This is a genomic window from Zooshikella sp. RANM57 (assembly GCF_050749885.1).
Classification (GTDB): Bacteria; Pseudomonadota; Gammaproteobacteria; order Pseudomonadales; family Zooshikellaceae; genus Zooshikella.
In genome coordinates this window covers 133386-146734 of record NZ_JBOIUB010000002.1, presented here as the reverse complement: position 1 = coordinate 146734, position 13349 = coordinate 133386, and the positions used below count along the sequence as shown (strand labels likewise).

The 13349-nt window shown below is 42.3% G+C and carries 9 protein-coding genes; 8 read left to right on the top strand and 1 reads right to left on the bottom strand.

Annotated elements, in window-relative coordinates:
• Positions 1-38: 38 nt before the first annotated feature.
• Entirely contained in the window at positions 39-809 is a 771-nt protein-coding gene (locus ACQ96U_RS05370; protein ID WP_431720217.1) for a substrate-binding periplasmic protein, read from the bottom strand.
• 274 nt (positions 810-1083) lie between these two features.
• On the opposite strand from ACQ96U_RS05370, the gene ACQ96U_RS05365 reads away from it, so the two are divergent.
• From ACQ96U_RS05365 to glgP, 8 genes are all read left to right on the top strand, one after another.
• On the top strand, positions 1084-1380 hold the full coding sequence (locus ACQ96U_RS05365; RefSeq protein ID WP_431720216.1) for a hypothetical protein: 297 nt from the start codon (positions 1084-1086) through the stop codon (positions 1378-1380).
• Between the two features lie 534 nt (positions 1381-1914).
• Positions 1915-2628, top strand: coding sequence for a ricin-type beta-trefoil lectin domain protein (locus ACQ96U_RS05360; RefSeq protein WP_431720215.1), 714 nt, complete (start codon positions 1915-1917; stop codon positions 2626-2628).
• Positions 2629-3099: 471 nt separating this feature from the next.
• Positions 3100-3696, top strand: coding sequence for a transcriptional repressor LexA (lexA, locus tag ACQ96U_RS05355; protein WP_431720214.1), 597 nt, complete (start codon positions 3100-3102; stop codon positions 3694-3696).
• Positions 3697-3741: 45 nt separating this feature from the next.
• The gene (locus ACQ96U_RS05350) at positions 3742-4773 is read left to right on the top strand and encodes a tripartite tricarboxylate transporter substrate-binding protein (RefSeq protein ID WP_431720213.1); all 1032 of its coding nucleotides are present in this window, start codon (positions 3742-3744) and stop codon (positions 4771-4773) included.
• An 18-nt stretch (positions 4774-4791) separates the two neighbouring features.
• Positions 4792-5613, top strand: a complete 822-nt coding sequence (locus tag ACQ96U_RS05345) for a substrate-binding periplasmic protein (RefSeq protein ID WP_431720212.1) — start codon at positions 4792-4794, stop codon at positions 5611-5613.
• A 159-nt stretch (positions 5614-5772) separates the two neighbouring features.
• Complete coding sequence (locus tag ACQ96U_RS05340) at positions 5773-10134, top strand: amylo-alpha-1,6-glucosidase (protein ID WP_431720211.1); 4362 nt, start codon at positions 5773-5775, stop codon at positions 10132-10134.
• A gap of 145 nt (positions 10135-10279) precedes the next feature.
• Complete coding sequence (locus tag ACQ96U_RS05335) at positions 10280-10588, top strand: isoamylase early set domain-containing protein (protein ID WP_431720210.1); 309 nt, start codon at positions 10280-10282, stop codon at positions 10586-10588.
• Between the two features lie 46 nt (positions 10589-10634).
• Positions 10635-13187, top strand: coding sequence for an alpha-glucan family phosphorylase (gene glgP, locus ACQ96U_RS05330; RefSeq protein WP_431720209.1), 2553 nt, complete (start codon positions 10635-10637; stop codon positions 13185-13187).
• The last annotated feature ends 162 nt before the right edge of the window (positions 13188-13349 follow it).

Sequence of the window (13349 nt, the reverse complement as noted above, 5' to 3'; positions counted from 1 at the left end):
ATCCAGTGCAGCAAATCAATACAGCTATAATTAACTGTCTACTGCTTATCCCTCTTATCCTTCAGTAGATAATCTCCTTGGCGAGAGCCTAAAATAAACTGATCAACTTTACCTTCCTTCCGTAGTAAACCTAACCCTTTATTAAACGCTTTAATTCTGTAACTATTTTGCTTATTTTTCTTAGATAACAGCATATGATAAACATAAGTGGTAATTATTTTGGGGTGATAAGTAATTTTGTTGCGAGCCGATTTATCAAAATGAATATTAAGAAGGTAAAGACCGAGGTTAAGGTCCATCGTTGTTACTGGAATTCGTTCATTAAGCAATTTATCAAAATTCATTTTATCCAAAGGCACTCTTTCCATTTTTAAATGAACGCCATTATTCACAGCCTTATCAAACCATGTATATGAAGCAGCAAGTACGCCACCAATGGTTATATCTTCTAAGTCTTTCATCGTTTGCCATTCAAACGAAGTTGAGGTCAAATGAAAAAAAACAGCGGGTCCCTCAATAATAGGGGCACTATAGTAAAAGTCTTTGGCCCGTTCTTCAGTGTATACCCAAATAATCGTACCATCCCAGCGACCAGACTTTGCATACTCATAACTACGTGCCCATGGAAAAAAACCATACTCAACGTTGATGCCTACCTGCGCAAAAGCCTCTTGTACTATATGGGCTGCTACGCCATTATACTTTAACTCTTCATCCAGATAAGGAGGATACTCACCTATTTTTATTTTTTCAGCCATAACACCATGGTTTACAATCAAACACATGATAATAAGTAACACTTTTGACATGTAGACATCCTAAAGCATTAGCAGCCCTTTTCCCTTGGTAGATTTATTGTTGCTACTTGATTATGGTTAGTATAACCTCTTTCTAATTGAAGATCTGTTCATCAAGAACAATCGCACCAAGTTAAATTCAACTAGTCATCAAAAGATTAAATATATATAATAAAAACTGCTAGTATTACTTTTTTACCAACATTAAATATACTCTACATTTTTAATTATTATGGATACCCAGCAACAATTTAATAAAAAATCACCTATTCGGTGCTTAAAACTAGTGACACTACTAGTCATATTATTTTTACCCTTTCATAGTAGTGCCACCTATGCTGATAGCAAATGTGTAACCATAACCAAAAATCTATGGGCTATTAGCCTTAGCTGTCGAGGATGGACTACCGAATGTTATGTCACGTCTAGTGGGGGATACAGTCATCGAAGCGCAGCTAAAACCTTTGACTCGGCTGACAGTGCACAACGCTTTATCAATCAGCTCTCTAAATCCATTCGTCGTATGAGTCCACAAGTAACACCGCTTGATTCTGAACAGCACACACCTTGTACGGATGATTAATGAGGGCTTAGCGCCCTCAATTTTTTATATGCTCTTAACCTATGTAAACCCTCATTATTCTCTCTACGCAACAATCCAACTACACAATAATTCAAAAATGTCTTATCAATGAGACAATTTAATACAAACAAAACACACAATTACAGCACTAACGTTTTGTTAATAAAAGTAACAGCTATAACCAAGAGAAAAATTAGTAAAAAGTTGACCATAAAGGGAACTTTTCTAACAACCTATACTACCGTAAAAACACGGCTAAACATATTTTATGTATCCATATAAATTTATTCAAAAAAGCACGATTGATAATAATATCATTTCGTATAATTAACTTATTTCCTATTTATTCCCCCTTCGATAGGTATAAATCACTAGCATTACAGCAAAGTAATGCGTAATATTACGTATTCCACTTACAAATAATATTCCATACATTTAATTGTGAGTTCAAATCACCAAAAAACAAAAATAACAAATTATAATTTTTAATATTTTTTTATAATTTGTATTATTTATATAAGTTGAAGATCGCCTATGCATAAAAAAGAAAACAACGCTCGTTTATCCTTTTATTCTATCTATACATTGTTTGTATTACTTATCACGCATACTGTTTCTGCAGAAGCCCGGGATTATTTTCAAATTGAGTCAAATAACGGTTACTGCCTTGATGTTAAAGGCAACGGTACAGGAAACCTAACACCTGTTATCCCCTACAACTGTCATGGACGAGACAATCAACTCTGGTTTTCGGACCGCCGTGGACGTATCCATCCTAAGTCTGCTCCTCATATGTGCCTTGAGGCCGGCAATCCCAGACAAGGTAATACCACATTCATTTACACATGTAATAAAGAGAAACACCAACGCTGGTACTGGAGCGGTCCTTACCTACATAACCGACGAAATTCTGATTTTGTGCTTGATCACTTTGTCAGCAGAGGACAAGTCGGTATATGGCAATTTCATGGTCGGTCAAATCAAAAGTGGCGAATGATTAGACAACGGGTAAACGATGGTTATCCTTATAATAGATTTCCTGAAGATCGTTATCCTCCTCAGAAACGATTCAAACCACACTATAGCTGCTACAACTATGATATTAATGCAGGACCTATTTGGGATAACCAAGATGCTCAATATAAGTGTCCACGTGTCTGTCAACAACAAAGAGGCAAGTGGACAGGTCACTGGCGAACCACTCAATGGGGACAAGCATCCGTTTGCTCGTGCAAAATTTGTGACTAACCTGAGCGGGTCGTACTAATACCTCATATTTATCCCCTACTTTTTCATTTTTGCTGGCTACTCTAGTGAGTAGCCAGTCACATCCCAAACAAAAGCCAATACCACCTTACCGCTATATACCCATAGCTTATAGATAACAGCGCTGCAGAATAGCTCAAAATGTCCTGAAAAGTCTTTCTGTATTTTTTGCGTGTTTTAACTTTCACATGATACACCCAATCTGTAGTATAATCAGACGCGCTATGTCTTAATAACAAGGACTGCCTCTCGCGCATTGGCTTGCAACCATTTTCACTCTGTATATAATCACAGTAACTGTATAAAATACCAGGCGAATGGAGTAAGGTTATACCATTAAGCAAACACTTGATGTATATGCCTTTTCACTAGGTATTGGATATTAGAGATGCCCTTTAGTGGATATAAACAAACACACTTTGTTGAGCAAGCCTTGTTAATCAGGACAGTGTAATGACCAAACTAACAGCGCGGCAAGCTGAGATTCTGCAATTTATCAAAGAGCATATTGAAGCAACCGGTTATCCACCTACACGAGCAGAAATTGCTAAGCAACTGGGTTTCCGTTCTCCTAATGCTGCTGAAGAACATCTAAAAGCCCTTGCGCGTAAAAGGGCAATTGAAATAATCCCTGGAACGTCTCGAGGTATTCGTTTACCTGAGGGTAACCTGTCAGGTCTGCCTATTGTAGGGAATGTCGCAGCAGGAAGTCCTATCCTGGCGGCTGAACATATCGAAAATTACTGTGCCATAGAACCTGGTTTTTTTAACCCTAAAGCAGACTACTTCTTGCGTGTAAAAGGCATGAGTATGAAAGATGCGGGAATTTTTGAAGGTGATTTAATCGCCGTTCATAAAACCCATGAAGCACGCAATGGCCAAATCATCGTGGCACGCATTGCCAGTGATGTGACGGTAAAACGCTTTCATCAACTGCGTAATAAGGTCACGCTTTACCCAGAAAACGATGACTTTACCCCCATTGATGTTGATTTGAAGCGCGATGAGTTCACGATAGAAGGGCTGTGTGTAGGCGTTATACGCCACTAACTCCTGCTATGCTTAGAGGGTGATCATAACAGGCAGGTTAAAGGTATGCTGTCATTAGTCACTCTCAAGCGACCTACACAACCACCGCAAGCTAAGGCCTTTTTTGCCAAAATTACAACCCCCCTTTGTACCCAATATCCTTATCTCTGTGTCTGTTTAAGCTTACTCATCTCAACAACGAACTTCGCGCTTGCAACAAGCAACATTCGTATTATTGTTCCTTATGGTGTTGGTGGAGGCTCAGACCAACATAGCCGGGCCATGGCTCAAGCATTGGAACATACCAGTGCACTGAAAGTGTATGTTACAAACCGTCCCGCTGATGGCGGAGCGGAAGCATTTAAAATTTTTTTTAGCCAAACACCTGATGGTACCAATGTTCTTCAAGCCACTGATAACCTTGTCAGTAACTATGTAGCTGGCTATATCCGCTACCATCCAACGAAAGATCTAATCCCTATTGGCATTACCCAGCTTACCTACAACCAAATCTATGTGCGTAGTGATGATACCCGTTTCAGTAACTGGGAAAGCTTTGTAACGTTTGCTCAAAGTCATGCGCCTATCACTGTAGCAAACGTAGGTAATACGGGTTCAATGGAATATTTAATGCTTAATCAGCTTCAACAGAAACTTCATCTTTCCATTTTTCAAGAAAGCTATGACCGCCCTCAATTACGCTATCAGGCACTATTAAATAAGTCAGTGGATGCATTAATTGAACAGCCAGGTGATGTTAAATTTTTACTTGAAAAATACCAGATAAAGCCAATTATCAGTTTGGTGAAACAACGACCTTCAGGATTCCTCGATGTACCCGCCTTAGGTGATATGAAGCTTGCCATTACCCCTATGTTTCGGTTTCGAGGATTTTTCCTCCACGCCACCACACCGCCAAAGATAGTTAAACGCATAACCCAGCAGTTTCAAAAAGCATGGGCTTCACCGTCCTTTCAACAGTTCAATAAAGATAATTATATGGACCTAATACCACACTATATGGAACACCACTCAGCCGTGCAATTTATTGATCAACTTATTATTCAATATCAACAAAAAACACAAAAGACCCCATAAAATTAATGGCTATATGTAATGACTTCAACCTTGAATTTTTATATACAACTTGTCAGTAAAAAAACGAAGCTGCAAAGGTCCTTAATTAAGCTTATTGTGCTCTATTGGTTTCTGAGTTTAGCTAAACCTATATGGGCAAAAACAGTTGTACTGGGTGCTGAGGAATGGTATCCCTATGTATCTCCCACACTTGAAGACAAGGGATTTACTGGACGCATCATTAAAGAAGCTTTCGCACTGTCTAAAATTGATGTAGAACTCCGCTTTATGCCTTGGGCCAGAGCATTAAAAATGGCACAGGAGGGTGTAATTGATGGAACCTTTCTCTGGTATAAAACCCCTGAGCGGGAACCCTTTTTTTACTTTAGCCAAGAACCCGTTACGACGATTACAGCGGTTTTTTTTCATTTAAAAAAATTCGAATTTACCTGGGACTCTCTTGATGATTTAAAAAAATATCGTATTGGTGCTGCGATTGGCTACCATATTTCTGATCAGTTTGATGAGTATGACAAAGCCGGTAAAATTAATGTACACCGCATTAAATCAGACACCCAAATATTACAAATGATGGTTCGGGGCCGGTTAGATCTATTTCCTCAGGATATTTTGGTCGGATATGGTCAAATATACCAATCATTTCCAAGACATATCGCTTCGCTCTTTACCAATAATTCAAAACCACTTACTTCCCGCCCTGCTTTCTTGTTGTTAACGAAACAAAACCCTGCCAATCAGGAATTAATAAAACTATTCGATAAAGGCCTTAAAACATTGAAAGACAATGGCCAGTACGACGCTTATTTTGACAAACTTATCAGTGGCAATAGTCTTCCCTGAGCCTCCTCCCTTTTGCTCACCATTACTTTATTCTCGTCATGATACCGTATCATTACTTTTAAACAGACTGCCCTATACTTAATCTGCCCTATAGTAAAAACAGTCACCCCCTCGGAGTGATTCGTTGAGCCAAGGATGCTTAGTGAGCATTCAATAATCATGAATGAACGACAGTTTGGGGATAAATACAGCGTTATGATTCAGTCTGAGGAAATTATTCAACACCCATCGCCAGGTGAACATATCGTCCACTATACAGGCGACATGATGACATTTCGTTTATCTGTACCCAACCATTGGCAAGGAACGGCCTGGCTACGCACCAATATTGGTCATGCTGATATCAAGCGTCTAGAGATTATTAATGAAGTCGACTATCAAGAAACCTCATTAGGCCGTGACTGGTTTGATATTCCCATGAAGCAATGTGCCAATGGTGAATACCAACTTATCTTGGGTTTAACTGAAGTGGGTCACTTTGAGGCTAAAGCCTACTTCCTCCCAGGCAAGAAGAAAGATCCCCTATGGCCTACCGGGCATAACACCATTATCAATGTCGATACGGCTGAAGCCTGCTGTGCCAATATCATTTACAACGCCTTCGTCCGTCAATTTGGTCGTAATAAATCTGGCCTCGGTTTTGGTCATCCTATCTCAGATAAACAGCTTAATGACTTTGACAAATCTGGATTCACCGTCATTCCCCCGTCAGGCACTTTCCGTGATTTACGGGGTGAACTGGACTTCATTATTAACGAACTGGGTTGTCGTCATATTTTACTGCTCCCCATTCACCCTACCCCGACAACCTATGCCCGTATGGGGCGCTTTGGTAGCCCCTATGCTGCGCTTAGTTTTACTGCCGTTGATCCAGCGCTGGCAGAATTTGATCCCAAAGCCACCCCACTTGAGCAGTTTATTGAGTTAGTTGATGCCATTCATGCCCATCAAGGATCACTGCTACTTGATATTGCCATAAATCACACTGGATGGGCGGCTGGTTTGCATGAAAGTCATCCACAATGGGTGGCTCGCTCCCCTTCAGGTAAAATCGAAAACCCTGGTGCCTGGGGAGTTATTTGGGGAGACCTGACAAGACTTGATTACGGCCATAAAGATCTTTGGCAGTATATGGCTAACATCTTTCTAACCTGGTGCCGTCGCGGTGTTGATGGTTTTCGTGCCGATGCAGGCTATATGATTCCGGACGCTGCATGGCGATATATTATTGCCAAGGTGCGTCAACAATATCCCGATACCATCTTTTTATTGGAGGGACTCGGAGGCCCTATTGCCAGTACTCGGCAACTTTTAAATCACGCTAATTTTAACTGGGCCTACTCTGAATTATTCCAAAACTATGACCGTAACCAACTTGAACACTATCTACCTGAAGCGCTGGACATTTCTCAACGAGATGGTATCACCGTCCACTTCTGCGAAACCCATGATAATAATCGCCTTGCGGCAACCTCTCCGCTTTGGGCCAGACTACGCACCACGCTATGTGCAATGCTTTCTCCCCAGGGCGCCTTTGGCTTTGCAAATGGTGTTGAGTGGCTTGCGACAGAGAAAGTGAGTGTTCATGGCTCACCTTCACTGAATTGGGGAAGTATCGACAATCAGGTAGCCCTAATCCATCGTTTGAGTGCTTTACTTAAACACCACCCTGTGTTCAATCAACAAGGTCAACAGCATATGCTGCAAACAGGGCCTGGAAACTTTATTGTGGTACACAGGCACCCAAACAATAACAGTCATCATCTTCTTATTGTGGCCAATTTAGATACTGAAGCATCATGTCAGGCTTGTTGGCCGAAAGACAGAGCCCTCATGGAGGCTCCCCCCTGGTATGATTTACTGTCAGGAACAACGTATCATCCTATCAATGATCGGGACTTACAAAAATTAGATCTTAAGCCAGGACAAGTGCTCTGCCTGACCGATCAGCATGCCATGATTACCCAGCTCAGACAGTATGAAAAAAACAGTCACCTGCCCTCTTCTCAGTTAATCAAACAACGTATACAAAGCAAAGTACTGAAACTGTATCAGCATTATCATGGTTGTCAGGACCTGCGAGAATTTAATCTGGATTACTACTGCCAGTTACTGCAAAAAGACCCTCGAGCATTTTGTACTGCTATTACTCCGTTTACCGAAGAGCCCTATGTCATCACCTGGCAGTACCCTCAAGATCAATGGCGTGAAGTCATGATTCCCCCACAGCACATGCTACTCGTTCGCTGTCCTTATCCTTTTCACCTGACCATAAACGAGTCAAACAAAACTGTATTTATCAAAGAACGAAGCTTTGCTTTTGGCGCACATTACATGACGGTTATTGAGCCACTCAATACACCAACACATCACCAGCAACGTACACTCAAAATTAAACTGTATACGACAGATAATGTTATTTCTTGTGAGGTCCCTCTCTGTTATTTAGCTGAAGGACAACATGTTAAAGCCCGAAATATCTTTTTCCGCAACCAGCTCCTTGATCACCCTCACTTATGGCTAGGAACCAACAATCGTGGTGGGATGTCTCGTGCCAGTAGCCAATGGGGATTTCTTCGTAGCCGCTATGATGCCGCTTTAGCCGCCAACTTACATCCAGAACACCCAGATGATCGTTGGATTATGCTGGCCAGGATACGCGGTTGGCTGAATTATCAAGGCTATACCCAAGCTATTAGTCAGGCGTGTCTTGATGCCTTTGGCTGTCATCACAGCCATGGTGGCTATTGGTTATTTCATCTCCCTGTTGGCCAAGGCCAGCATGTCTTATTGAAGATTGGTATGGCAATGATCCCTGAGCAAAATGCTGTACAGTGGGTCATATATCGCTGTCACCAGGATGATCACCATGATCGCCTTGCTGACCAATCGGTTATTGATTTAGTGCTGCGTCCTGATATCGAAAACCGTAATTTCCATGAAACGACGAAAGCCTATACCGGTCTGGAATCCAGCTTTCCGAAAGCCATTCTACCGAACTCGCAAGGCTTTCGCTTTACCCCTGATCCACACCATCAGCTCACACTACACAGTACTCAGGGTAAATTTCATGTATCCCCTGAATGGCACTATATGGTGTATCGACCGCTAGAGGGTGAACGCGGTCTGGATGCCGTTTCAGACTTATATTGTCCAGGATATTTCGCTATTCCTATGGCTGGAGGTGAAATGGTGACGATCACCGCTCAAATTACCTCAACGGATGAGTCACCCAAACCGTACGATACATTGCCTGTGTTGCTTGAAACCATCACTGGCTGGACTAAACAATTTCCAAGTACCGAACCTTTGCCTAATGTGTTAAAGCCCTCCCTTCAACAATTCATTGTTCGACGCGGCAAATTACAAACGGTTATTGCTGGCTATCCGTGGTTTTTAGACTGGGGACGTGACACCTTGATTGTAGTGAGGGGAATTATTGCTGCAGGGGATTGGGCCACAGCAGAGTCTATTATTTTGCAATTTGCTCAATTTGAAGACCAGGGTACATTGCCCAATATGATACGCGGAGGCGATGCCTCCAATCGAGATACCTCTGATGCCCCACTGTGGTTATTTGCAGCGTGTAACGACTTGTGGCAAGCCTCTGGCCGAGACGATATTTTTGGTCGAGATTGTGCGGGTCGCTCGCTTCATCAAGTACTGGTGGATATGGCAAATGGTATTATCCAAGGTACCCCCAATCAGATAAAAATGGATGAGCAATCAGGACTCATTTTTAGCCCCTCGCATTTCACCTGGATGGATACTAACTTCCCTGCCGGTACCCCAAGGCAAGGCTACCCTATTGAAATACAGGCATTATGGTTTGCCGCATTACAGTTATTAGCTCAAATTGCCCCTAATACACCACGCTGGGCAACATTAGCTGACCAAGTGAAAAAATCCATTACCCAATATTATTATTTTCCAGATGTAGGGTATTTAGCAGACTGCCTGCATTGTGTGCCTGATACCCCAGCGGCAAAAGCCGTAGCCGACAATGCCTTGCGGCCCAATCAACTTTATGCCATTACACTGGGCGCTGTTAGTGACTCAGACATCACCCGTCGTATACTTGAAGCCTGTGAGCAGTTACTGGTGCCTGGTGCAATTCGAACCTTAGCTGATCAACCGGTACATCCGCCCTTAGCCATTACCTTTCATGGCAAACCTATCAATAATCCTCAACATCCTTATTTTGGTCACTACCGTGGAGATGAAGACACTTGCCGAAAACCGGCTTACCATAATGGCACAGCCTGGACGTGGGTATTTCCGGCCTATGCTGAAGCCTGGGTTGAGTGCTATGGTCCTCAGGCTATTCCTACGGCATTTGCCTGGTTAGGGTCAGCTTCCTTATTAATAGATGAAGGCTGTGTGGGACAGTTACCTGAAATTATTGATGGTAATCGTCCCCATCAACACCGAGGTTGTGATGCTCAAGCCTGGGGTGTGAGTGAACTTTTGCGCGTGTGGCGAAAACTGGAAAAGCTTATGATTGAAAATAAATCAAAATAACCCAGCAGAAATTGATTATTTATTCACTATTTATCCATCGCCAAATGTTAAAAATTTTGTTGTATAGCCCAAGGTATAATCTACACTCTTTCATTGAGTCATAGACAAGCCAGTCATACCTGGGTTGTTATTGGGGAACGCAGCAATGAGTTTAAAAAAACAATATTTAAAATCTAAGCCCGTTTGTAAAGTTACATTTCGTATACCTAAAGACGCTATGTCAGATGCACATAATGTATGCATCGTTGGGGATTTTAATAATTGGTCAACCAACAATACACCAATGAAAAACCTCAAAAATGGCGACTTCACAGCCACACTTGAGCTACGTCCAGGTCAAGAATATCAATTCCGTTATTTTATCGATAATCGCCGCTGGGAAAATGACCGAGAAGCTGACAAATATATTTTTAATGCTTACGCCAATTGTGAAAATTCTGTGGTGATTGTATGACATTGATTATTCTTTCTTTGTATGTGTCACACAAGGCTATTACCTCATGAAAATGATCACCAGCTATCAGGTTTACCCTCAAATTCCAGAGCCACTGGCCTTTCTGGAAACCCTTTCAAGAAATCTCTGGTGGTGTTGGACACCTGAAGCCATTGAACTCTTTCGTCGTATTGATCCTCATCTTTGGAGTAAAGCCCAACATAACCCATTGGCCTTTTTAACCTATATAGAACAAGATCGATTAAATGCACTCGCTAAAGACCGTAGTTTTCTTGCTAATTTAAATAAGGTCAAAACAGAGTTTCATGAGCGTGTCATTACGCGTCAAACGCCACAAGAAAGCCCATTTGGTGAAGAAGGTTGTATTGCCTATTTTTCAATGGAGTTTGGTATTCATGAGAGCCTCCCCATTTTTGCAGGAGGCTTAGGTGTACTCGCGGGTGATCACTTAAAAGCCGCCTCGGTAAACGATATTCCCTTGATTGGGCTGGGTTTAATGTACCGCTATGGTTACTTCCGCCAATATCTCAATCAGGATGGCTGGCAACAGGAAGATTACCCGCAAACTAACTTATTTCACCTGCCAATGGAAAAAGTCAAAGGTAAAGATGGCCAAGACCTGGTTATCAGTATCCCTGCACCTAACCATCCCATTCATTTTCAAACCTGGAAGTTACAGGTTGGTCGTGTCACTTTATTGTTAATGGATACCTATATCCCAGAAAATCCAGCCGAAATAAAAGAAATCACCAACCGTTTATATGCCGCCGAACACAATACACGACTTACCCAAGAGGTTGTGTTGGGTATTGGTGGTATGAAAGTCCTGGATGCAATGGACATTAACCCTTCAGTGGTTCACCTGAATGAAGGACACTGTGCCTTTGTTAATCTTGAACGCATCAGTCAGGTCATGCAAAAAGAGCAGGTTGATTTAAAAACCGCTATGGAAATAGTACCCCGCACTACCGTGTTTACCACGCATACACCGGTTCCTGCGGGTCACGATAAATTTTCTCCAGAACTTCTTGCCCCTTATTTTAAAGTGTACAGTGAGCTGTTTGGTTTACCTGTTGAACAATTGATTCGTTGGGGACAAGAAAAAGATGACCAGCAACATGAACCCTTTTGCATGTCCTTATTTGCCTTACGTATGGCGCAATTTTGTAACGGTGTCAGTGAGCTTCATGGCCATGTGGCCCGCCACATGTGGACCCACATTTGGCCTAGCCGTGCAGATGAAGAAGTTCCCATTGGCTATGTAACCAATGGTATTCATGTCTCCAGTGTGCTCTCCCCCGAAATCGTTATGTTGTTTGAGCGACACTTAGGGCCACAGTGGTACCTTGCCTCCCAAATGAAAGAAAATATGGCCCGAGTGGATGATATTTTTGAAGAAGATTTATGGCGTGCCCATGAGCTTAGCCGTTCACGACTCATACGTTCTGTACGTGAGCACATGTCACAGCAATATGGTCGTCGTAATGCCTCTCGCCGAGTCATGCGTGCCGTAGAATCAGTGTTGGACCAGGATGCACTGACCATCGGTTTTGCCCGTCGTTATGCAACCTATAAACGCGGTAACCTTATTTTTCGTGATCCAGACCGGTTACAAGCCATTATCAACAACACGGACCACCCTGTACAATTTGTTTTTGCCGGTAAAGCACACCCCAAAGATCATGAAGGGAAAGAAGTTATACGACAGTTAATTCACTTTGCAGAACAGGAACGTTTCCGCCATAAAATCGTTTTCCTTGAAGACTATGACATGCATACTGCACGACTGATGGTGCAAGGCTGTGATGTTTGGCTGAATAACCCAAGACGCCCCATGGAGGCCTGTGGCACATCGGGAATGAAAGCAGCCGTTAATGGGGTGCTTAATTTAAGTATTTTAGATGGCTGGTGGTGTGAAGGTTTTACCGATGACCGTGGTTGGCGAATTGGTAATGGTGAAGAATATCATGACCCCGATTATCAAGATGCAGTTGAAAGTCAGGCGCTTTATAATGTTTTAGAAAATGATGTCATACCTTGTTATTATGATCGTAAACCGGGTGGCATTCCTAACCAATGGGTTTATAAAATGCGTGAGTCTATAAAAATGGCCATGGCTGATTTTTGTAACTTACGGATGGTGAAAGAATATACCGAACGCTTTTATATCCCAGCCCATCAGCGCCTGCAATCCTTACGTGAAAACCAGTGGGCTGAAGCTAAACAATTGGCTGTCCAGCATTCTCGCTACTTACAACACTGGCAGCATATTCATATTGAGTCACCCACCTGCAGCTCCAGAGGTCCGTTTAGGGTTAATGATACATTTAATGTGTCAACTGTCGTTCACCTGGGTCAACTCACTCCTGATGAGGTCGAAGTCCAGCTTTATTATGGACTGCTCCATGGTGCAGATGATCTGTGTGCAGGACATGAAACCCCGATGATCGTTGCCGAAGACCGTGGCGATGGTTCCTATCTGTATCGTTGTGATATTACCTGTGATGGTTCCGGACAATATGGTTTTACTGTTCGAGCAGTTCCCCAGTTTGATGATTGGCTGCGGTTTCAACCCCACTTACTGACATGGGTTAACTGAGACTAAAGATTAACTACATAACATGTTATGAGACATTGTCAGTTAGCACGCGCTTTAAAAGTGCTTTTCATTCCGCAGTACTGACTATGTTTCATAACTGACTATGTTTCATAACGGTTAAAATGCCACAGAATAGCAATATTTCTTTGCTAGGATACCTAT